Annotated in this window: 20 protein-coding genes and 1 tRNA gene; 10 read left to right on the top strand and 11 right to left on the bottom strand. The window is 46.1% G+C overall.

The window, feature by feature from the left end:
• Nucleotides 1–301: 301 nt before the first annotated feature.
• Nucleotides 302–1,687, bottom strand: coding sequence for an MATE family efflux transporter (locus tag FBF61_RS30835; protein WP_138484848.1), 1,386 nt, complete (start codon nucleotides 1,685–1,687; stop codon nucleotides 302–304).
• A gap of 326 nt (nucleotides 1,688–2,013) precedes the next feature.
• Between FBF61_RS30835 and hflX the strand changes: the two genes are divergently transcribed.
• A complete protein-coding gene (hflX, locus tag FBF61_RS30840) occupies nucleotides 2,014–3,249 on the top strand; it encodes a GTPase HflX (protein ID WP_138484849.1) in 1,236 nt (411 codons plus the stop codon).
• 137 nt (nucleotides 3,250–3,386) lie between these two features.
• Nucleotides 3,387–3,458 (top strand) — tRNA-Arg (locus tag FBF61_RS30845).
• Between the two features lie 773 nt (nucleotides 3,459–4,231).
• Here the strand turns inward: FBF61_RS30845 and FBF61_RS30850 are convergent.
• The gene (locus tag FBF61_RS30850; protein ID WP_138484850.1) at nucleotides 4,232–4,828 is read right to left on the bottom strand and encodes a hypothetical protein; all 597 of its coding nucleotides are present in this window, start codon (nucleotides 4,826–4,828) and stop codon (nucleotides 4,232–4,234) included.
• Nucleotides 4,829–5,077: 249 nt separating this feature from the next.
• Here FBF61_RS30850 and FBF61_RS30855 point away from each other — a divergent pair, with 249 nt between their 5' ends.
• From FBF61_RS30855 to FBF61_RS30865, 3 genes are read left to right on the top strand one after another with little or no spacing between them, the layout of a single operon-like run.
• Nucleotides 5,078–5,548 (top strand): globin domain-containing protein, encoded by a 471-nt coding sequence (locus FBF61_RS30855; protein ID WP_138484851.1) that lies wholly within the window; start codon nucleotides 5,078–5,080, stop codon nucleotides 5,546–5,548.
• A 46-nt stretch (nucleotides 5,549–5,594) separates the two neighbouring features.
• Nucleotides 5,595–6,368: a LytR/AlgR family response regulator transcription factor gene (locus FBF61_RS30860; RefSeq protein WP_229215307.1), complete on the top strand. Its 774-nt coding sequence runs from the start codon at nucleotides 5,595–5,597 to the stop codon at nucleotides 6,366–6,368.
• Nucleotides 6,369–6,388: 20 nt separating this feature from the next.
• Nucleotides 6,389–9,406: a sensor histidine kinase gene (locus FBF61_RS30865; protein ID WP_138484852.1), complete on the top strand. Its 3,018-nt coding sequence runs from the start codon at nucleotides 6,389–6,391 to the stop codon at nucleotides 9,404–9,406.
• 4 nt (nucleotides 9,407–9,410) lie between these two features.
• Here FBF61_RS30865 and FBF61_RS30870 read toward each other — a convergent pair whose 3' ends face one another.
• Together FBF61_RS30870 and FBF61_RS30875 are read right to left on the bottom strand one after the other, a co-directional pair.
• Complete coding sequence (locus FBF61_RS30870; RefSeq protein WP_138484853.1) at nucleotides 9,411–10,289, bottom strand: c-type cytochrome; 879 nt, start codon at nucleotides 10,287–10,289, stop codon at nucleotides 9,411–9,413.
• A gap of 2 nt (nucleotides 10,290–10,291) precedes the next feature.
• Nucleotides 10,292–10,912: a YceI family protein gene (locus tag FBF61_RS30875; protein ID WP_138484854.1), complete on the bottom strand. Its 621-nt coding sequence runs from the start codon at nucleotides 10,910–10,912 to the stop codon at nucleotides 10,292–10,294.
• 319 nt (nucleotides 10,913–11,231) lie between these two features.
• On the opposite strand from FBF61_RS30875, the gene FBF61_RS30880 reads away from it, so the two are divergent.
• Nucleotides 11,232–12,428, top strand: coding sequence for a L,D-transpeptidase family protein (locus tag FBF61_RS30880; protein WP_138484855.1), 1,197 nt, complete (start codon nucleotides 11,232–11,234; stop codon nucleotides 12,426–12,428).
• Here the strand turns inward: FBF61_RS30880 and FBF61_RS30885 are convergent.
• The 3 genes from FBF61_RS30885 to FBF61_RS30895 form a co-directional block, all read right to left on the bottom strand.
• Nucleotides 12,386–13,168 (bottom strand): murein L,D-transpeptidase catalytic domain family protein, encoded by a 783-nt coding sequence (locus FBF61_RS30885; RefSeq protein WP_138484856.1) that lies wholly within the window; start codon nucleotides 13,166–13,168, stop codon nucleotides 12,386–12,388. The two genes, FBF61_RS30880 and FBF61_RS30885, sit on opposite strands and share 43 nt — an antisense overlap.
• A 174-nt stretch (nucleotides 13,169–13,342) precedes the next feature.
• On the bottom strand, nucleotides 13,343–14,200 hold the full coding sequence (locus FBF61_RS30890) for a prephenate dehydrogenase (RefSeq protein ID WP_138484857.1): 858 nt from the start codon (nucleotides 14,198–14,200) through the stop codon (nucleotides 13,343–13,345).
• 60 nt (nucleotides 14,201–14,260) lie between these two features.
• Nucleotides 14,261–15,418, bottom strand: a complete 1,158-nt coding sequence (locus tag FBF61_RS30895; protein WP_138484858.1) for a pyridoxal phosphate-dependent aminotransferase — start codon at nucleotides 15,416–15,418, stop codon at nucleotides 14,261–14,263.
• 177 nt (nucleotides 15,419–15,595) lie between these two features.
• Here FBF61_RS30895 and modA point away from each other — a divergent pair, with 177 nt between their 5' ends.
• The 4 genes from modA (at nucleotide 15,596) to FBF61_RS30915 (ending at nucleotide 18,927) form a co-directional block, all read left to right on the top strand.
• Nucleotides 15,596–16,348: a molybdate ABC transporter substrate-binding protein gene (gene modA, locus FBF61_RS30900; RefSeq protein ID WP_138484859.1), complete on the top strand. Its 753-nt coding sequence runs from the start codon at nucleotides 15,596–15,598 to the stop codon at nucleotides 16,346–16,348.
• A 279-nt stretch (nucleotides 16,349–16,627) separates the two neighbouring features.
• Nucleotides 16,628–17,302, top strand: coding sequence for a molybdate ABC transporter permease subunit (gene modB, locus FBF61_RS30905; protein WP_138484860.1), 675 nt, complete (start codon nucleotides 16,628–16,630; stop codon nucleotides 17,300–17,302).
• Nucleotides 17,283–18,188 (top strand): sulfate/molybdate ABC transporter ATP-binding protein, encoded by a 906-nt coding sequence (locus FBF61_RS30910; protein WP_138484861.1) that lies wholly within the window; start codon nucleotides 17,283–17,285, stop codon nucleotides 18,186–18,188. Before modB ends, FBF61_RS30910 begins: the two co-directional genes overlap by 20 nt.
• A 61-nt stretch (nucleotides 18,189–18,249) precedes the next feature.
• Nucleotides 18,250–18,927 carry an SGNH/GDSL hydrolase family protein gene (locus FBF61_RS30915; protein WP_138484862.1) on the top strand — a complete coding sequence of 226 codons (678 nt, stop codon included), beginning with the start codon at nucleotides 18,250–18,252 and terminating at the stop codon, nucleotides 18,925–18,927.
• 80 nt (nucleotides 18,928–19,007) lie between these two features.
• Here FBF61_RS30915 and FBF61_RS30920 read toward each other — a convergent pair whose 3' ends face one another.
• The 4 genes from FBF61_RS30920 to FBF61_RS30935 all read right to left on the bottom strand — a co-directional run bounded on the left by FBF61_RS30920 (nucleotide 19,008) and on the right by FBF61_RS30935 (nucleotide 21,830).
• Complete coding sequence (locus tag FBF61_RS30920; protein ID WP_138484863.1) at nucleotides 19,008–19,904, bottom strand: nucleotidyltransferase family protein; 897 nt, start codon at nucleotides 19,902–19,904, stop codon at nucleotides 19,008–19,010.
• Between the two features lie 189 nt (nucleotides 19,905–20,093).
• Complete coding sequence (locus FBF61_RS30925) at nucleotides 20,094–20,420, bottom strand: HesB/IscA family protein (protein WP_138484864.1); 327 nt, start codon at nucleotides 20,418–20,420, stop codon at nucleotides 20,094–20,096.
• A gap of 85 nt (nucleotides 20,421–20,505) precedes the next feature.
• The gene (locus tag FBF61_RS30930) at nucleotides 20,506–21,441 is read right to left on the bottom strand and encodes a homoserine kinase (RefSeq protein WP_138484865.1); all 936 of its coding nucleotides are present in this window, start codon (nucleotides 21,439–21,441) and stop codon (nucleotides 20,506–20,508) included.
• On the bottom strand, nucleotides 21,438–21,830 hold the full coding sequence (locus FBF61_RS30935) for a HEPN domain-containing protein (protein ID WP_138484866.1): 393 nt from the start codon (nucleotides 21,828–21,830) through the stop codon (nucleotides 21,438–21,440). Before FBF61_RS30935 ends, FBF61_RS30930 begins: the two co-directional genes overlap by 4 nt.
• Between the last annotated feature and the right edge of the window lie 80 nt (nucleotides 21,831–21,910).

Here is a 21,910-nt window from a genome sequence, read left to right on the forward strand (position 1 = left end):
TCGTCATTGAACTATCTAAATCCAGCAGCTTTCGAGGCAGAATATTATCGGCAAACCGGCTGAGAATTGAAGTTTTAAATATTTACTAACCCGCAAAAGTGTAAACCAAAACGGAACCACGTCAGGTCATTGTAGTCAGGGATGGTTATGAATGGTCATTTGTAGTCGGGTATGGTCATAATTTGTAGTCAGCATGATCATGAATGGTCATTTGTAGCCACGGATGGTCATGTATTGGAACAATGAATGACAACACATGACTAAACATGACGACAAATGACAACTTCATGACCAAAAATGCCTAGACCTTCACCAACTTCCATTTCCCAAGCCTGAACCGCCAGATCCCCATCAGCGCCAGCGTTGACTCCGCAATAGGTACCGACGCAAATACCCCTACCGGGCCAAGATCCAGCATAACGGCTAGCACATACGCAACGGGAATCTCAATCAGCCAGAAAGCGATAATATTCAAAACCGTAGGTGTTTTGGTGTCCCCCGCCCCGTTCAGCGACTGTATCACGACCATTCCATAGGCGTAAAAACCGTAGCCAAGGCAAAGTACCTGCAGAGCCATTTTACCCGTTTGTACTACTTCGTTATTTGTGCTGAACCAGCCAATAATTATCTCCGCGCCCGTAAACATGAACACCGACAACCCCACCAGGAATATCAGATTGTAAAACGCACATCTCCAGACTGATTTTTCTGCCCGGTCAGGTTTATTGGCGCCAAGGTTTTGGCCAACCAGCGTTGCAGCCGCATTGGCAAGTCCCCAGGCTGGTAACAGCGTAAACATAATCACACGGATGGCGATCGTATACCCGGCCACGACATCACTTCCAAACTCCGAAAGTATCCTCGTCAGGAAAATCCAGCTCGCCGAACCGATCAGAAACTGCACTGTCCCGCCAGTGGCTACTTTCACAATTGTGATGATCGTTTCGCGGTTTGGCCGTAAATCCTCCCAGATCAGCCCCAATGTTTTGTGCACGCGGCTCAGAGAATACAATTGGTACCCCACGCCTACCGACCGCCCCATAGCTGTCGCAATCGCAGCCCCGGTCACGCCCAGCTCCGGAAAAGGCCCCACACCAAAAATGAGGATCGGCCCTAGGATCATATTGAGCCCGTTTGCAATGATAAGCGACCGCATGGCAGTAGCGGCGGATCCGGCCCCGCGCAATGCACCACTCAGTGAATACAGTAATACTACCACGGGGCTGCTCAAAAACTGAATTCTGGCAAAATCTGTCCCGGTTGCAATAACCTTCTCATCGGCACCCATCATTCTCAATATATCACCGGCAAAAACAGCCCCGGTGACGGCCACAATTGAAGATATTACCAGCGAGATCAGGATTACCTGGCCTATTGCGTGCCGCGCCTGCGCAGCATTCCCTTCGCCGATACGCCTCGCGACCGTCGCGGTGGCAGCAGTACTTAATCCGATCGCAACGGAATAAACGAGCGTAATGACAGACTCGGTAAGACCAACCGTCGCGACCGCCTCCGTACTTACTTTTGAAACAAAAAATATATCGACTACGGCAAAAAGAGACTCCATGACCATTTCAAGGATCATGGGTACAGAAAGTAAAAATATGGCACGATTGATACTCCCGTCAGTAAAACTTTCCTCAGAGCCACGAACAGCCTGTAGAAGCAGTTGAAACCACTTTTTCATGGATAAAATAAAATTGAAATGATAAATAGAAAAACTGCTGCTTTAAAGCGGCAGAGAACGACCCGGAAAAGGATCAGAAAAAAACGGAGTGGTTGTTAACCGAGGATGAGCACCAACATAGGCTTATAGAATTTGGGCAAAGATACAAAAGTAGTTTTTTAATATTCAAGCAAAAAAATGGATTTATTGAGATGTAAATGTATCTTCACCAGAACCGTGCGTGAACTTTTGACCGGGATAAACCGTTGCCTCTCTACTTCTTGCGGTTCGTTCCGGCGCGATTGACGGGAACTGAATGACGTAATAATTGAAATAAACAACTTTGCATGATTGATAAGAAAAAACTGTATTCTACTGCCGTGAAGGCTGAAACCGCTGTTTTGGTAGCTGTAAGCACCCAGAAACAACCTGCTGAAAAAACAAGGGAATATCTGGACGAACTTGCGTTTCTGGCGACGACACTTGGGGTAGAAACCATTAAAACTTTCACACAAAATCTTGAACGGGCCGATATACGGACTTACACCGGCAAGGGCAAGCTGGAGGAGATCCTGACGTTTGTCACTGCGACGCCGGTGGATATGATCATTTATGATGATGACCTCACGCCTTCGCAGGTTAGGAACCTGGAGGCGGTTTTCAAGGATATCAAGGTGATAGACAGAAGTTTGCTGATCCTGGATATCTTCGCGATGCGCGCACAGACTGCGCAATCAAAATTACAGGTGGAGCTTGCTCAGTACCAATATATGTATCCAAGGTTAACCCGTTTGTGGACGCACTTAAGCCGGCAGTCCGGGGTGGGTGTAGGTATGCGCGGGCCTGGGGAAACAGAGCTTGAAACGGATAGAAGGATTGTAAAAGACCGGATTGCTTTTTTAAAGGAAAAACTTGAAAAAGTAGACCGCCAAAGTACAACGAGGAGAAAGGAACGGGATCGGCTGGTGCGTGTCGCTATTGTGGGTTATACCAATGTAGGAAAGTCCACTCTGATGCGCGGACTCTCAAAAGCCGATGTCTTCGCAGAAAACAGACTTTTTGCTACCGTAGATTCTACGGTACGGAAAGTGAATATGGAAAATATCCCCTTTCTTTTGACGGATACTGTCGGTTTTATCCGTAAGCTGCCCACCACACTGATCGAATCCTTTAAGTCAACGCTGGATGAGGTGCGCGAGGCGGATATTTTGCTGCACGTGGTGGATATCTCGCATCCGTCTTTCGAAGAGCACCTGGACGTTGTGAACAAAACTTTGGAGGAAATTGGCGCGGCAAACAAGCCTAGCATTCTGGTTTTCAATAAAATAGATCTTTACAAGCCCACCTACAATGATGATGATCCGGAAGAAGAACCTGCACCATCACAGGAAAGCACGCTGGCGCAATTAAAAAAGAGCTACATAGCTGAAAAAGCCGACCAGGTTGTGTTCATTTCTGCTGAGAAAAAAGAGAATATCGAGGAATTGAGGAACACCTTATTTGCATTGGTGAAGGAAAAACACTTTTCTATTTACCCGAACTGGCTGGATTTAGGATATACCGCAGTACAAACTGAAGAATAATCATTTGTAATTCAAATGATTTTTTGCCAGTTTTGCACCCCGATTCGACTGCGTAGTTCAACGGATAGAATAGGAGTTGTCGAACGCGACCCCGGCCTAAACTCTAGATATGGCAGCAGTCGAAATTGGGAATACAGGACTGCGTAGTTCAACGGATAGAATAGGAGTTTCCTAAACTCTAGATATGGGTTCGATTCCCGTCGCGGTCACCGAAGGTCAGGCTTTTTGCCTGGCCTTTTTTGTTTTTATACCTAGCGAGTTTCCTAAACTCTAGATATGGCCGGGCGGCCGGTGCCGTTCGATTCCCGTCGCGGTCACCGAAGGTCAGGCTTTTTGCCTGGCCTTTTTTTTGTAGGTTTTATATAAAATGGAAGTTGTTCAAAGCATAGAACACGAGTTGTCGAGCGCGACCCCGGCCTAAACCCTAGATATGGCTAGGCGGCCGGTGCCGTTCGATTCCCGTCGCGGTCACACAAGGTCAGGCTTTTTGCCTGGCCTTTTTTTGTAGGTTTTATATAAAATGGAAGTTGTTCAGCGCATAGAACAGGAGTTGTCGAGCGCGACCCCGGCCTAAACTCTAGATATGGCCGGGCGGCCGGTGCCGTTCGATTCCCGTCGCGGTCACCGAAGGTCAGGCTTTTTGCCTGGCCTTTTTTTTGTAGGTTTTACATAAAAATGGAAGTTGTTCAGCGCATAGAACACGAGTTGTCGAGCGCGACCCCGGCCTAAACTCTAGATATGGCCGGGCGGCCGGTGCCGTTCGATTCCCGTCGCGGTCACCGAAGGTCAGGCTTTTTGCCTGGCCTTTTTTTGTTGAGACACTTTCCAACATATGCCTATGCCAATCCCAACGGGATGAAATTATTCTAGATCAACGGCATAGTAGTCAAAGCGGAAACCCTGAAAGGGTGATATAGTTTGACGAACGAAGTCACCCTCTCCGGGTTTCGCGTTTCGGTCCTGTTAGACCTGCAAAATCTCCTCAAACCCTTTTCGTCAACTTCCCGCATAGCCACAAAACAATCGCGACGTCGAAAATCATTGTAAAGGGGATTACGGTCAGGTTTTTGAGGAAAAACACAACGGGCATTCCGGAAGCAGATTGTACGAGGATATGGTTGTCTTTTAATGCTTGCAAAAATTTGTCGTTTGCGGCTACCATGGTGATACTCCGGTTTATCACAAATGCGATGCAGCTGAAAACAATGATACTCATCAGAAAAACTGCCCAATCATTGCTGAATGTCTTCATTGTCGCAGCGCCTGCCTGGCGCCAGTCTTGAGTTTTCATCTTCAATATGCCGATAAAATTGCGGCCGCCCTGCCTGATACTCCCGAGACCGCCAATTACCAGTAACGTCAATATCCGCGCAACAGCAACCAGCATCTCAAGAAACCAATATAGGAATGGCGAAACGGGACCGGCGGCTTTCATCTGAAAGGCACGCCCCAATGCGGCAACCAACATCAGAAATGTAATGGGACCCAGATACCTCAACCAGAACCGAAGCGACCATGCGAGCGGTTTGATCCATTCAGCTCTGTCGGATTTTTTATAGTTTTCTTTGCCGGGTAGCATTTGTGTATCATGTTATTAGAGACTCCTATTCAAATTTAATCCAATTTCCGGTGTATAAATCAACTGCGTCCCCGGCAACTGCGCTAAACTCCGGAAAATAGATCGGGCCTTTTCAAAAAAACCGAAAAAACGGAGAAACAACACTTTTACACACTTCAAATCCATTTCCCCACGCTTCAAAAAGAAAAAGTTGCCCCGGCGAAGGGTTTTGACAAATTTTAAATTAAAAATTAAAATACCTGACCCCTTATGAATCCTACAAATGATCAAATCAGACTGGTAAAACAGACTTGGAAAAGTATCCGTAATGTATCCGATTATATGCTCGGAGACGTATTTTACAGCAGGTTGTTTTCAGAAAATCCCGAACTGGAAAATGCTTTTTCGCCGGATATGGAAAATAATTACACGCAATTGAGGGAAATACTGGGTATGGCCGTAAACCGCTTCGACCGCCCGGAAGAGCTAAAATTGGCCATCGAGTTGGTCGTCTTTGGTCAGAATCACAATATCAGGCCTGCTGATTACCATAAAATCGCACAGGCTCTGCTCTGGACCTTTCAACAAAAACTCGGAAATTATTACTGGACTCAGCAAATCCATAATGCCTGGGCAATGTGCATATCTGTTGTTACTTCCCACGAATTGCTACGTCTGAACAATGTACCAGGCCACGAACAGGAAAGAATCCGTACAGACCGCTGTGAGACATGCGGATAAGCAACGCTATTTTTATAAACTTGTATACTGTTTTTGCCCCGTTGACATGATAAAGGCAATTATTATTGAGGATGAACATCTTGTAGCCAGGCAACTGGAAAGAAAAATAAGCCTGGTGGCAAATGATATATCCGTCATAGAAATCCTGCCCAGCCTGAAAACCGCACGTAAATGGCTGATGGAAAATGCCGAACCGGATTTGATCTTCATGGACATCCAGCTCAGCGATGGCATCAGTTTCGAGCTTTTTGATTATTATGATCTTAAATGTGCACTCATTTTTACAACGGCCTATGATGAATATGCGATCCGTGCTTTCAAGGTCAACGGAATAGATTATCTGCTGAAACCGGTTGGCGAAAATGAGCTAAAAAAGGCTCTGGAAAAATGCCGCAGGCTGATCGGAAGTAATCCTGAAAATACATTGGCTGTGCAGGAACTGATTAAAGCTCTGGCCCTTCCCGGAGCTGCTCAACACAAGTACAAGGAAAAATTCATCATCAGTGTCCGCCATCAGTGGATCCCCATCGAAACCAGCAACATCGCCTGTTTTTCAAAAGATAACATTTATTACCTGCACACTTTCCAGGGCGACAGGCACGCACTGGACTACGACTCTATGGATCAACTGGAAGAACTCCTGAATTCAAGGCAATTTTACCGTGCCAATCGCCAGTATCTCGTCAATGTAGACGCAATTCAGGCCGTGAGGCTGCATGAAAATCAAAAACTGACGGTTATCCTCAAAAGTCCCCTGAAAATAGAAATTGATGTAAGCCGTGAAAAAGCCCCGGCGTTTAAAAAATGGTTTGACAGATAAAGCTAACAGTAGATGAACAAGTGATCCGCTTCCTGCTTTTCCTCATCACCGCATTATGTTTATTGCCAAAGCCCTGCCGTGCTCAGCTCTCGGACTTCAACGTCCAGCTCCTGGACGAAGGGGACGGAATCCGTACGTCCAACGTACTGAAAATGGTGAAGGACAGGCAGGGATTTTTGTGGCTGCTTTCGCCACGTTATCTGCAGCGGTTTGACGGTCAGAATTTAAAGCGTTTCGACATACAGGGCGAAGATCTGCTCGACATAGCAGTTGACCTGGAAGGGCGGATATGGGTAAGCACTCAATCGTCGGTAAGATTATATATCAATGATTATAAAGGCTTTAAAAACATCGGGATAGAAGGGCCCTTACCGACAAAATTCAATGTCATACAGGTATCATCCGATAATAAGGTATGGATTATCAGCGGCAAAGGGCTGTTTGTGTACGAACCGGTAGCAGGGGTTTTCAGACATCACGTGATCGCAAGCCTTCCCAACCAGCTTTTTTACAGAAAAATATTCCAGAAGCTGGGCGACGAGTACTTTTTAGGCGACACACATACATTGTTTTCGTATAATACCAAAACAAAAAGAGTCAGGAGCATCGCATTCGAGTCGGTCTCGGTGATCGCTCCATTTTCGCCCGATATTATATGGGCCACAAATGCCCGGTTGCAAATATTCGAGCTGAACTTCAAAACAGGTAAGGTAACACCCATCTCAATGGGCAGGTTTGCTCCGAAACTAGCTTACCCATTCCTGGAAATCAACACGATCATTCCCCTCGATCATCCTGAATATCTGATCAATACAAGCCAGGGGTGTTTTAAATACAACAGGACCTCCGGTATTTTCACCAAAGCTACACTCTACCATTACGGCAGCGAACTTGCCAACAATGAAATTTATACGAGCTACTACGACAATGACAAAATACTGTGGATGCTCGGGCAGCAGGGGATCATTTTTTTTCGCCCTCAATGGCATACTATCAGCTGGCTCCGGAGTTACAGTCCGAAAGGCAGCGGCTGGAATAACAATATTCGGGACATAGCGGGCGATCATGAGGGAAACATCTGGCTTGCAACGGCAGCCGGTATTTCACAACTTGATCCCCGTAGCGGAAAAGTCAAATCGTTCCATCCGGACAGTCATCCATTCAGCACATTTCAATTTCCGACAGTTCAGGGGCTCGTTTTCGACGGTAAAAATCTGATCCTCGGGCCCGGTGCGGGAGGACCATTGATATTCAGCCCTGAATCCCAGAAGTTTGAGAAACCGGTTTTCCCACCCGGGCAGACAGGTTTGCGCCTAAAGACCAAAACGGATCTGGACTACATCTATTCCATTTATACCCTTGCCGACGGGAATCACCTGGTACTAGCGGATGCGTCCTGCTATCTGATCGAAAAAGATACTTACAAGATTAGAGAAGCCAGTTTTAAAGGTTCAGATTATATCGGCCAGACTGCCTCTCAGGATCAAACGGGACATATCTGGATCGGCACTTTCAAAGGACTACTGTACCTGGACAAGAATTTGAGGACTGTACAAAGTGATACAACATTTTTCCCGAGCAGGCTTGTCACCGCACTGCTCACCAGAAACGATTCCACGGTCTGGGCCGGAAGTGTTGGTATTTATGAAGTAACGACGACAGCCAGGGGCCTGATAAAAAAAAGGATTTTGCCCGAACTTGACAATCAGCAGATAACGGTTTTATACCAGGATAAAACAGGCAATATATGGATCGGCGCGGATGACGGGCTGTACCGGTACAGTGAGAAGGATAAAAAGCTGGAATGGTTTGATATCTGGGACAATGTACAGAACAAGCAGTTGAATCCGGGAAGTTTGTATGAATCGAAAAATGGCATGGTTTATATGGGCGGAAATAATGGCCTTAACTATTTTGAGCCGCTCAAGATCAAGTCCCGCAGACAGGACCTCAATGTCCTGATCACCGGTGCACGGATCAACCAGGATGATTCCCTGTTCCAGCTTTACAAAACTGAAAGCCTGAGACAAATGCAAGGCGGCAACATTCTGAAAAGTCAGCCTACACTGAACGAAAAACCATTGGCCTTAGACTGGCACCAGAATTCCGTGGAAATCCGGTACGTTACGACCTATTTTCAAAACACGCAGAAACTAAAGTACCGCTACCGGCTTACGGGCCTGGATACAAGCTGGGTCGCCAACGGTCGTAACAATAGCGTTCGGTTTTCGTCACTTGCTCCTGGAAACTATAGCTTCAGCGTAGCTGCCAGCCTCGACGGAATTACCTGGAATGAAACACGCCAGCCTTTCCTTTTTTCAATTTCCCCTCCGATCTGGAAAAGAGCATGGTTTATTATACTGGCTTTGCTTATTTCAGGCAGCGGCGGCTACTATCTGTTTCGCAGCCGGGTAAAAACGATCCAGCGGCAGCAAGCAAAGCTTTATGCATTACAAAACAAGGCCAATGCGCTTGAAAAGGAAAAGGTACTGGCGATGTACGAAAGCCTGAAACAGCAACTCAACCCTCATTTTCTTTTCAATTCCCTTACCTCTCTCGACAGCCTGATATGGCTCGATGCAAAAATGGCCAGCACTTTTCTGGACGAACTTAGCAGAACTTACAGGTATATCCTGAAAAACCGTGAAAATGAACTGGTATCCCTGTCGGATGAACTTGAGTTCGCCCAGAATTATGTCAAGCTTCAGAAAACACGTTTCGGGGAAAGATTACTGGTTAATATCGATGTGCCGGAAGATTCCAATCATCTTAAAATTGCGCCGGTGACATTACAGAACCTGATCGAGAACGCCATCAAACACAATGTCATGGGCTATGATTCCCCTTTGGAAATCGACATTTTTATTGAGGATGAAATGCTCGTGATCCACAATAATGTGAACAAGAAGAACTTTGTAGAAACCAGCAACCGGCAGGGATTGAACAACCTGGTATCCCTGTACAGGTACCTCTCGCCCCGCCCGGTAGAGATCATTGAAAAAGCATCGAGCTTCACCGTAAAAATACCTTTGGTATAATCTGCTATTCAATGGTCTGAAAAAACGCGTAGAGAGAAGATAGTTCCTTGTCTTCATACTGAGCGGTCATTTTCCAGGGCATGTCATCGCTGTTCATCTGATGTCCCGATGGAGTTTTTCCTGTCCGTAAGGTATTGATAAATTGTTCTTTCGTCCATTTGCCAACGTTTCCGGAGAGAGACAGATCGGGCACCGGCGGTAATCCCGGAGCCAGCGGATCGCCTCCTTTGAAATCCGCCCGGTGACAGCCACTGCATGAAATCGCCAGATACTTTCCCTGGACAGCTCCTTCTGCCGTATCAATTTCTGCAACCATGGCTTTGGCATGGTCGATCTTTTCTACCGAAAGCAAAGGCATTTTGTCCAGATAACCCATTACCTTGGCAACAGGACCTAAATCGATGGCCGGAAGCTCGTGATCTACAGAAGGTACTGTCTGGCAAAAAGCAATAATTGCCGCCATATCCTGGGCCGATAACAGTGTTGTTTCGTGTGAAGGCATAAAGATCAGCGGGCGGCCAGTTTTATCAATACCATGGCGCAGCGCAGTTACCCAGTCAGCGGTTGAATAATTGTCCGGAAGCCCGCCTTTACCACGCGTAAGATTGGAAGCAGGCAGCCTGCCTACGGCTCCGTCGTCGATCATAATTTTCCCGCTCAGATCGGCTCCGTGACAATCCTGACATCCTTTGATCGCAACCAGGTGCTTACCCCTCGCCAGTGTAGCGCTGTCAGAAGTAATTTCGAGACTTTCCTTTGCAAAAGCGTAGTTTTTACGAATACGGCCGTTGATACTGAAAGTTGCCACCGCATATCCTATGCCCAGAAGGGACAGGACGGAGAGCAATGCGATCCCCGTCCATTTGAATATTTTACGTATCATAACTATTTCCTGTTTCCGGAAAGTTTCAGATGCACATCGATCAGCGACTCGATTTGGTTTTCGTCCGGCAGCGTTTCGTCACTGGCGTAAGTCATTCCCCACAGGGTGCGGTCAAATTTCAGTTTTCCTTCCGCCATCAGCTGATCGCCCGTCAGGGTAACCTTTGCAGGAAAGCTTACCGGGTTAGTTTTCCCCAGGATCGTCAGCGAACCTTTGATCTGGTAATTGGCCCCGGGAATGTCGCCGTCACTGGTGCCGGTATATGTTGTCACATCCGTAATTTCAAATTTGACCTCGGGATGCAGCGCCATATTGAAAAAATCGGAGCTCTGGAGGTGATGTACCAGCTGCTGTTTCAGCTCGTCTGTAGGCAGGTTGAGATTGACAATCGAAGAAACCGGAATCGTAAATGATCCGCCCGAAATTTTTCCATCGCGGACAGTCAGGTTTTCACTTTTCACGGCAATGGTTCCTTCGTTGAAATAACCTGTTTTCAGATATCCCTTCCACCGGGCATTCGATTGTTCCGTATCAAGCTTGTAAACAGAAGTCTCTACATCACGGTCATCACAGTTCCATAACACGGCTGTCATGGCTAAAAAGGCAATAATTTTAATTTTCATGGCTGTTAATAATAAATGTTTGACCCTGCAAAATTCGCCGACAGAGATCGATAACAGCCTACGCAAAAAGGATAAGAATCTACGCAAAAAGGATTTTGTTGGTTAAGCCGGCACAATGACGCGCACAAGCTGGTGCGAAGCTCTGCTTCGTACCCTATATTCCAAGGCCTCCGGCCGGCGGGAGAGCTGACACCTGCCAGAGGCCTTGGAATAGGCGGCGCAAAGCTGAGCTTCGCGCCATTCTCAGACCAAGCTGAACTTCGCGCCATTTGCTGGCACGGGAATTGTTTTAAAAACGTTATTACCAAAAACCTCTGTTATGCAAATATTGTCTGGCGTTGGCCGATCAAAGTACATCCCTCTTCTCATTTTATTTGCGCTCGCCATTTTCCAATCCTGTAAAAAAGACCCTGATACCATGACCAATCAGGAGCTTTATAAAGCACTCAGCAAAGAGAAAAACTACTCGAAAATCCTGGATTTTGCCCGCGATGCAGGGATCGACACCACCAAATTTGCGTACACCGAAAAGAATACCCCAGTATTTGCCCTGTTGGAAGAGGTCGGTTTTGGGCACAAGCCTGATCTGAGATATACAGAGAAAAAAATCCAGGCGGATACGGTTGTACTTCGCGCGGCCGCCGTCCAGCTTGTAAAGGGGAAATCCGTGGAAGAGGTGATGGAACAGCTGGAACCTGTTTTTCCAGTGTATAATCACCTTAAAGTGCATTACAAACGCCTTTTATCCGAAAACAAAAAAGACAGTGCGGCCGTGGTTGCAAACTCATTGAATGCTTACCGCTGGATTCACCGACAGTCAAAAGGGTCCCCTCGTTTTGTGATGGTCAATATCCGGGGCGCATACCTAACTGCTATGGATTCGGCAGGAAAGAATGTGTTATCTATGCGGACAGTGGTAGGCAAGCAAGACACACAAACGCCCACTATTGACACTTATGCAACCAGCATTGTGACGCACCCCTATTGGAATGTGCCGAAAAGCATCGCAATCAAGGAAATATTCCCAAAAGCTGCGAGCGATCCCGAATATCTTTCCAGAAACCGGATCGAGATCATTGATACAAAAGGGGAAGCGGTGAACCCCGAAGATGTGGATTGGGAAGAATTAACTGCTGAAAAATTTCCTTACAGGTTTCGCCAGGAAACGGGCGGAGACAATTCACTCGGACTATTGAAAGTGGAAATCAAAAACCCCCTCGCTATTTATCTGCATGATACCAATGCACGGTATCTGTTTAAAAGCAATCAGCGATGGAGAAGTCATGGCTGCGTAAGGGTTCAGCACCCGACAGAGCTTGCTAATTACATGGCGGGTACGAAGTTGCTGGATAACGATTTTCTGACCGAGCCGGACACCGTCTCTATCCCGCCGAAATGGCACAAACTGAAAGCGCGGATACCCGTTTTCCTGTTTTATCTCGGTGCCGACTGTAATGAAAAAGGGGACCTGCTTTATTTTGCAGACGTGTATAAAAGAGGATTACCCAAGGTCTGATCTTCTTGATCGGAAAATAACCCGGACAATAAGCGGGAGGCTTTAAAGTAGGTCTGGTCGGGAGAATAAATAAAAAGGCCCGCACCGTTGTACAACATATTGATCAGCTTTTTAGAATCGGCGATGGAAACGGCAGGACATCCCTGACTTCTACCGAGCCTGCCCGTATTTTTAATAAAATCTTCACTTACATAATCCGCTCCGTGCATCACAATAGCACGGCTGAAAGCCTGGTCATTGATTCCTTTCTCAACACCTTCAAGCCTGAGCGAAAGCCCGTGCTTGCCCTGATAGGTCCCCAAAGTTTTGTAAAATCCGAGGCTGGACTGATAGGAAGAGTTTTTATTGGAAAAACGCTCGGCAAACTCCTGTCCCGAGTTCCTGCCGTGGGCAACATAAGTGTTCAACACCAGTTTCTTTCTGATCAGGTCAATGACATAAAGCCTTTTCTTCCGCGACGACTGGCTGAAATCTGCAATGGCCATCATCGGATTATTAAGGTTCATTTTTTGAAAACCAAACCACGCACACCTGAAAGCCGCCAGCGAAAGTCCCTGGCTTTTCAGATCAAGCGAATCGTAGAGGGCAACCCACGATGGTTTTGGTGCGACAGAATCCACCCTAGCAACAGCCGGTCTGGAGTTTGAAGAAAAATATGGGGAAGAGTTAAACTGGTAAAGTCCGAAGGAAACGGTAAGCGCCACTACTACTGCAACATAAACTGCCAAAGCCTTTGTCATTTCGAATAGTTTAATTGAAAAATCTACTATATCTTATTTAAAAGGAGGTACCTGGATAAACAGCTCGCTTTGCTAAAATGGTTCCTGAGCAGGCGTTTCACCGTTTGTAAACGGCAATTTTATACATAGTAACTATCTAACTTTAAGTCGATTATAAATTTACATTATATTGACTCATTTCTTTTCAATACCCGCAAGTACCCGACCGATGTCATTGGCGCGGCTCATAAAATTGAGACTGGTTTTGAGGTCTTCTTTATCGATGGCATCCTTGAATTTTTTCAATAACTCAATGTAGTCCCCGAGCGCTTTTGAAACATTGATTTTATTCTGATCAAAAATGGGTGCCCACATCTGAGGAGAACTTTTTGCCAGACGCACCGTAGAAGAAAAGCCCGTGCTTGCCATATCAAAAATCGCTTTCTCGTCTTGCTCTTTGTCCAGAACAGTCAAACCCAGCGCAAAGGAACTGATATGGCTCAAATGGGACACATAGGCAAGATGCAGATCATGTTCAACCGGCTTCATGTAATGTATCTTCATCCCTACATCAAAAAGAAACGTTTCTACCAGTCCCAGCGAGTCGGGGTGGCTTTTTTCCTTATCGCAGATAATGACGTTTTTGTATGTCAGCAATTCCTTAAAAGCTGCGCCCGGCCCCGAGTTTTCAGTCCCCGCCATGGGATGTACCGCCACAAACTGCTCCCGTTTCGGATGTGCATCTGCTATTTTGCAGATCAGCTCTTTGGTTGATCCAAGATCCATCAGCGTCCGTCCCGCAGGGATAATATCCAGCAGATGAGGCATTAATCCCGTAATTGCATCCACCGGTGTTGCCAGCACATTCAACTCTGAAATTGCCAATGCTTCTTCAAGGGAAACAATATCATCCACGATTCCTTTGGCAAGCGCAATTTTCTGATTAACCGACGAATTATCGACACCGACAAACTTAATATTCGGATATTTTTCACGAAGGCTTAAGGCAAACGATCCCCCAAGCAACCCAACACCTATTATACTGATTACCATAATCTTAAAAAATCAATCAAAACAAATAATCTCCCATTCGTCCCTCTCCTCCTTTCTCCCCTACCCCCTTATCCTCTCCACCGCCTCCCAAATCCTTTCCTTCGGCATGCAAAGCGATAAACGGATATAACGCTGCCCTTTGGGACCGAATATGAATCCGGGCGCAATGAAAACATGCTTTTCAACCAAGAGCTCGTTGACCAGTTTTTCGGCAGATTCAACCGATTCAGGCAGCTTCCCCCAGAGGAACATACCTTCCTGATCCTTATTCCAGGTACAGCCGATCGTCGCCAAAAATGCCTCAGCAGCCTCTAAACGGCCCTGATAAACAGCATTTCGTGCATCGTGCCACTCGGTGGGGTTATTCAACGCAGCCACAGCAGCCTCCTGCAATGCCCAGAACATACCGGAGTCCACATTGCTTTTGATCGTCAGCACAGCATCGATATAGGGTTTCGCACCCGCCAGCCAGCCCAGCCGCCAGCCAGCCATATTATGTGACTTACTCATCGAATTAAGCTCGATGGCCACCTCTTTGGCGCCATCAACCGACAGCAGGCTGATAGGTTCTTTTTTATTCAAAATCAGACTATACGGATTGTCGTGACAGAGCAGCACTTTATGCTTAGCGGCAAAAGCGACCGCCTGCTCGAACAATTCCCTGGTAGCCGGGGCGCCGGTAGGCATATGCGGATAGTTCAGCCAAATGATCTTGGTTTTTGGCGTCACCAAGGCTTCCATCGCTTCCCAGTCGGGCTGCCAGCCAAAGTTTTCCAGCAGCGGATACTCCTTCACCACCGCACCCACCATCTGGCTCACAGCACGGTAGGCAGGATACCCCAGCTCGGGCACCAGCACTTCGTCGCCCGGATCCAGAAAAGTAAGCGATATATGTGTAATACCCTCTTTCGAACCGATCAGCGGTAATATTTCAGTATTTGGATTTAATGTAACACCATAGATACGATAATAGAAATCTGCGATCGCATTGCGGAAAGCCTGGGTTCCGATGTACGGCTGATAGCCGTGGGCCTGTGGCTTTAACGCAGCCTGCGATAAAGTACTGAGTGTTTTTTCCGACGGCATCATATCCGGATTTCCAATTCCCAGATTGATCACATCATTTCCTTCGGCAACCAGTTTGCGTACTTCGGCCAGCTTTACGGAAAAGTAATATTCCGACGTTTGTTTTGTCCGCCGGGCGGTTTCTATTATCATTTATTCGTTGTTATTTTAAGCCAATTGCCATTAGCTCCAAGTTATCAGCCGCTCCTTCCTGAAAGCCAGGCCGAAACGGGGCGCAATTTACGATAAAAACAGATTATGTTAATTGCCGAAGGCCTCTGCATTGGCAAATGGTAACAATACAGCCCAAAATTCCTTTAACTTAGCAATATGAACTTACGTTGTCTATCCCTTTTTCTGGTTGTTTTTTTAGCAGGCTGTACCAAACCTTCAGAAAAGATCGTCGTCGCCACGGCCGCCAATGTGCAATATGTGATGAAGGAAATTAAAACGGCTTTTGAAAAGGAATCCGGCAAGGAAATCGAAATTATCGTAGGGTCGTCCGGCAAGCTCACCACGCAGATCCGCGAAGGTGCCCCTTTCGACGTCTTCGTTTCAGCAGACACCAAATATCCCCTTGAAATCTTTAAAAACGGCGGTTCCGACGAACAGCCGAAAATCTATGCCCTTGGCACGCTGGTATTATGGTCTAAAAACATTCCGTCCACCGAATTGAATACGGCAATTTTAGGAGACGAAAAAATCAAAAAAATAGCCATTCCTAATCCGGCTACCGCGCCTTATGGTGAGGCTGCGGTTCAGGTTCTGAAAAATGAAGGAAGCTATGAAAGAGTGGAGAAAAAGCTCGTTTTTGGTGAAAGTATCGCACAGACCGCCCAATATATTACATCAGGCTCGGTTGAGGCAGGCTTTAACGCGTTGTCTATTGTACTATCCCCTGAGATGAAGGGAAAAGGCAGCTACGTTATCATCGATTCAGCCGCCTACAAACCGATCGAACAAGCCGCAATCCTGCTCAGACACAGCGATAATTCCCCCAAAAAAGAATCCAGCAAACAATTCTACGACTTTTTGTACTCCCAAAAAGCAAAGGAGATTTTCAGGAAGTACGGATACAAATAAAATACTCATGAAGTGGTCGGGGATTGTCATTTGTGGTCATTGGTAGCCCTGTGTTGTCATTGGTAGTCATTGGTTGTCATTGGTTGTCATTGGTTGTCATTGGTTGTCAGGCCGTAGTCATGTTTGGTCAGGAATAGTCACTGATTGTCATAAATTGTTACCCCATAACTTCTTACAACAAATGACTAAAAATGACAACCCATGACAATAAATGTCTAAAATAACCATTCACACATTCAATCATTCAATCATTCAATCATTCAATCATTCAAAATTAAAATGGACTGGCAACCGATCTGGCTTACTTTTCGTCTCGCAACGATAACATCCGTTATCTTGCTGGGACTGGCTATGCCGTTGGCTTATTGGCTGGCGTTCGGAAAGTTCAAAGGGCGGGGTATCATTGAAGCGATCATTGGCATGCCCCTGGTTCTACCGCCGTCTGTAATCGGCTTTTATCTGTTGCTGGCGTTCAGTCCGTCCTACTGGTTCGGCTCCTGGATTGAAAGCATGTTCGGTTTGCGGCTGGTATTTTCCTTCCCTGGCTTGGTCATAGCGTCCATTTTATACAGCCTTCCCTTCATGGTTTATCCCTTGCGGGCGGGCTTACAATCATTGCCTGCTTCATTGCGAGAGGCATCTTATACTTTGGGTAAAAGCAAATGGGAAACTTTTTATAAAATACTCCTGCCCAACTGCAAACCGGCAATCCTGACTGCCTTCGTACTCACTTTTGCGCATACTGTCGGGGAATTTGGTGTGGTGCTGATGATCGGGGGCAATATTCCCGGTGTGACCAAAGTGGCGTCCGTGGCCATTTACAATGAAGTGGAGGCCCTGAACTATTCCGCTGCAAACCTTTACGCGATGGTGCTTTTTGCAATTACATTCGTTATTTTGCTGATGGTCTATTCTGTTAACAACCGACTATTAAGTGTCCGACAATCTTCTTGACATACATATCCGGCATTCCCTCCACACGGCGCAGGGCACGTTGCCTATGGAAGTTTCGATACAGGTTCCCTGGCAAAATATACTTGCGATCACAGGCCCTTCGGGTGCCGGAAAAACGACTTTATTAAAACAAATCGCCGGACTTATGCTTCCCCAATCGGGAAAAATAACTTTTGGCTCGAAAACCTGGCTCGACAGCTCGGCAAAAAAACAACTGCCGGTTCAACAACGCAACATCGGATTTGTATTTCAGGATTACGCCCTGTTTCCACACCTGACTGTCAGGGAAAATCTGCTTTTCGCACTTCCCGACAGCAAAGACAGCGACCTCGCCGACGAACTGCTAGCAGCAACAGATCTCGTTCAACTTGCCTCCCGCAAACCTTTTCAGCTATCCGGCGGACAGCAGCAACGCGTTGCTTTGGCCAGGGCACTCGTCCGGAAACCGGATCTTCTGCTTCTGGATGAGCCTCTTTCAGCCCTGGATTTTACTATGAGAAAGGATTTACAGGACCTGCTGCTTCAATTTCACAGGCGGTTTCAATTCACGATGATCATCGTCACACATGATGTGGCCGAGATATTCAGGATGGCGGATAAGGTTGCTGTAATGGAAAATGGGAAAATGATCCAGCATGGCACACCTCCTGAAATTTATCTCAACGATGCCGGCGATACAAATGATCTGATACTTTATGCCGAAGTACTGACAAGCGAAATCCAAAACGGGGAAATTCGGGTTCGCGCGCTGGTTCAGGGCAAAATCCGTGAGCTGCGGCTGCCTGTCCATTTCGTTCAAACGCTTGTTCCGGGCACTACCTTTGCTTTCCGCTATGCGCTCAATACAGCCGGTGTTCAGATCATTGATGGCAACCGGCCGGGTTGATATCCGAGGGTAACTTTTTCTGTTCATTGTCTTTTGCACTAAAACTTATTTCAATTTTCTTATGCGCCTATTTTTCAAATTTTTACAAATCACTTTCATTGTATTGCCTATGCTGGCCATGCGTCAGGATAAACCTTTACGTGTCATTTTTTTTGGTGATTCGATAACCCAGGCCGGCGTAAGCCCTACCGGATACATTACACAGGTAGGTGAAATGCTGAAGGCTAAAAATCAGGGTAGCCAGTATGAGCTGATCGGGGCCGGCATTGGGGGAAACAAAGTTTACGATCTATACCTTCGTTTGGAAGATGATGTGCTTTCCAAGAAACCTGATGTGGTATTTATTTATGTCGGCATCAATGATGTGTGGCACAAAACCTCTTCCGGCACCGGTACGGACCCTGACAAATATGTGAAGTTCTACGAGGCTCTGATCAAGAAAATGAAAGCCCAGAACATCCGCGTCATTGTTTGCACGCCTACGGTGATCGGAGAGAGAAACGATAACTCCAACGCGCAGGATGGAGATCTGAACCAATACTCCAAACTGATCCGTGAAATCGCGACCCGCAACAACTTACAGTTATGCGACCTGAGAAAATATTTCCAGGATTACCTGGTTCAAAACAATCCTGAAAACAAAGAAAAAGGCATTCTCACCTCCGACCGCGTTCATTTAACAGACGCCGGAAACAAATTCCTGGCAGAAAAAATGCTGGAAGCGCTGGTGCAGAAGTAGAGATTTGGGATATCTAGCCAACAAAAAAGGCCTTCGCTGAATCCAGGGAAGGCCTTTTTTGCCATTACTTGAATGAACTTCTACCAAAGCTTGTCAGGATATTCGTTTTTCTCATGCAAAGCCGACAATGAAGCTTGCACAGTTGGCTTGTCTTCAGGGTAAGTCACACCAAACCAGTCGGATGAGCTGCGGAAGACGCGACAGTCGCCGAGCCCACTTTTGATGATATGCGTCATTACTGTTGGAATGTAGAATTCAGCTTTCGGTGTGTTTACATTTTCGCGGGCGTAAGCATCGAAAAGATCTTTTGTAATCGGGAACATGGATGGTTTGAAACCCCAGAAATTCATGGAAACCGGTGTTTCGGGTGCTAATGCTGTGCGTACGTCATTTTCCTCAAAATAAATGACACCGTCATCTTCAAATATTTTGGTACGCTCTATCACAGATTCCAGATTATGATCGGGACGCTCTATGCAGACACCGCGGGAAACGGTGCCGTTTTCGGAAAGGGTTCGCTTCAATTCATAACCGATCATGGCATGCTGGTTATCATTGGTGTCGGTCGTCAGGAATTCCGCCATCGTTGCAAAAGCATCCCGGCCATAGAAATCATCGGCATTGATTACGGCAAAAGGCGTGTCTGTTTGTTCCCAGGCACATAAAGTTGCGTGACCGGTGCCCCATGGTTTCACCCTTTCCACTGTACCAAGATCCTCCGGCAAATAAGACTGGACTCCCTGGATCGCAAAATCATATTCGATCTTACCTTTCAGTTTGGGGGCAAATAATGCCTCCGCACTTTCTTTTATTTCTTCCCGCACAATAAATACCACTTTCCCAAAACCACTGCGGATTGCGTCATATAATGAATAATCAATGATTGTTTCTCCATTTGGACCAAACTGGTCGAGCTGCTTGATACCTCCGTAACGACTGCCGATGCCGGCAGCTAAAATCAAAAGTGTTGGTTTCATTTAAATAATTTTGAACGGATACGAACCGTTGTGTGTAAAATAGTCCCCCGCGGAATTCCCTGATCTGATGTGTTATACCCTGGGAAATGCGGCCTGTTTCGGAAGCAAATTAACTCCATTCGCGACTATAAAAAAAACGCCCTGTCGGTTGACAGCGCGTTTTTCAAAAATAAAATATTTTAAATATAGCTATACGGCAAAGCTTTCGCCGCATCCGCAGGTGCGGGTTGCATTCGGATTTACAAACTGAAAACCTTTACCATTCAAACCATCGGAAAAATCCAGGGTGGTACCAGCGAGGTATAGGATACTCTTTTTATCAACAATGATTTTTACACCTTTATCCTCAAAAACCATGTCATTGGGATTCGTATCGGAGTTGAATTCAAGATTATAGGTCAGGCCTGAACAACCTCCTCCCAAAACACCAACACGGATCTGATAATCATCCAGATGTCCGTCTGCTTTACGTAATTCTACGATTTTATTTTTGGCAGTTTCACTTACGGTAACCATGTTCTTTTGATTTTTTATTACAAAACCTTAACGTCTGAAACAATCAGGAAAGTTCACCCGGATTTCAAGATTGTTATTATTTGGTTTAATCATTCAATACAGCAGCTCCCTGCATATTGATGGCAGATACATGTGTACTGGCTTCTATACCAGCTTCAGCAAATCTTTTCTGCATGGCATCCCCTGCTTGTTTCGCATTCTCCAGTCCTTTGCTCAAAGCGAACATCGATGGTCCAGCGCCGGAAATACTACAGCCAAGGGCACCATTTTTAAGCGCTGCTTCCTTCACTTCTTTGAACTCGGGAATCAATATCGACCTTACCGGCTCTATGATCACATCTACCATAGAGCGGCTGATCAGGTCGTAATCGGATTTCATCAGTCCGGCTACCAACCCGGCCACATTGCCCATTTGGGCTATCGTATTTTTCAGAGAAACTTCATTTCTCAAAATATACCTTGCATCCTTCGTATTGATCTCAATATCAGGATGAACCAGCGTGCAATACAAATCATCCGGCACAGGAATCGTGAAAATATCCAGCGGATTGTAACTTCTTATCACTACAAAACCTCCCAAAAGCGAAGGGCCGACATTATCAGCGTGTGCCGAGCCGGAGGCAATTCTTTCACCTTCCATCGCAAACGGCAGCAATTCTTTCCGGCTTAGCGGATTACCCAGCAATTCATTCATCGCTATTACACCCGCTACCGCACTGGCTGCGCTAGAACCCATACCACTTCCGAGCGGCATATTTTTGTGCAATACAACCTCGCAGCCGAAGTCATTAATTCCGAGATGTTTGAGCAAGTGAAGCATCACAACCGTCACCGCATTTTTGTCCGCGCTCCTTGGTAAACGGCCATCGTCACCAGTAATATCGGTAATGACAATACCTGGTTCATCGCGACGGCATATTTCAACTATATCTCCCGGTTCCTGAATGGCAAAACCAAAAATATCAAACCCGCAGGCCACGTTAGCAACCGAAGCCGGCGCAAAAGCTTTTATGTAATTCACTGTAAATGATTGTTGGCTATTAAATACTGTACGGTGGCACTAAAAAAAATTTCGGCGTTGGTAAATGCCTCAATTGCGTCTGTCTCTTCTACTTTGTCATAGTTGTACTCAGCACGCTGATTTTTTTTGAATGTTTTTTTCAAAATCTTTCCAAGTCCCCGAGGTAATTCATCAGTTAACATCAGCTCCCGATTAAAAGTAGTGTGTGTTCTTGGAAGTGACCGAATCCTGATTTTCTTCACAAAGAGCAAGGCCTGAATACTATGATACATCGTATAATACGCACGGTTTAAAGCAAATTCAAATCGTTTTTTTTCGATTAAATACTGTGTCAGCGTCAAAGAATCAAGTGCTTTTGCCAGGATGTCTTCAACTCTTATTTCTTTCATTTGGCTCCATGGTTTGACATAAAAATGATCAATAATGGAACGTGAGTACTTTAGTTAGATATAGAACTTCTTATCGAGAA

It is taken from the genome of Dyadobacter bucti (assembly GCF_005869225.1).
Taxonomy (GTDB): Bacteria; Bacteroidota; Bacteroidia; order Cytophagales; family Spirosomataceae; genus Dyadobacter; species Dyadobacter bucti.